This window comes from Silvania confinis, assembly GCF_025564085.1.
Lineage (GTDB): Bacteria > Pseudomonadota > Gammaproteobacteria > Enterobacterales > Enterobacteriaceae > Enterobacter > Enterobacter confinis.
The window spans coordinates 1-476 of sequence record NZ_JAMGZJ010000047.1 but is presented as its reverse complement, the minus strand read 5'-3'; the positions used below and the strand labels follow the sequence as shown (position 1 = coordinate 476).

Sequence of the window (476 nt, the reverse complement as noted above, 5' to 3'; positions counted from 1 at the left end):
CTGCTCGGCCTGACCGACGAAGTCCACCGAGAATGAATTGATGTCGCCGCCGTGCTCCGCCTTCGCGATGCGCTGGGCGATGCCGGTCAGGGCGGTCGAATCGAGCCCACCCGATAGCAGCGAACACACCGGAACGTCGGCGTGCAATTGCGACCCCAGGGCGCGGGTGACCAGTTCGCGGGTGCGCTGCACGGTGCTCTGCAGGTCGTCGGCATGCTCCTGGCGGCGCACCTCCCAGTAGCGGCGTAACTTCGCCTGGGAATTGGGACGCCAGGACAGCAGGTGGCCGGGCAGCAGTTCCTGGACCTCGCGGAACGGCGTCTGCGAAGTGCCCCGGGACAGCGTCAGGAGGTCGACCAGGCCGACCGCGTCGAGCCTGGCGGCGAATTCCGGATGCGCCAGGATGGACTTGATCTCCGAGCCGAACAGCAGTCCCTCGCGGTGCCGCGCGTAATACAGCGGCTTGATGCCCAAGC

General features: G+C 67.4%; 1 protein-coding gene. It reads right to left on the bottom strand.

The features are described 5' to 3' along the window. Positions 1 to 476, bottom strand: a 476-nt coding sequence (locus tag M8013_RS00210; RefSeq protein WP_271265834.1) for an asparagine synthase-related protein, incomplete at both ends; no start/stop codon positions are given.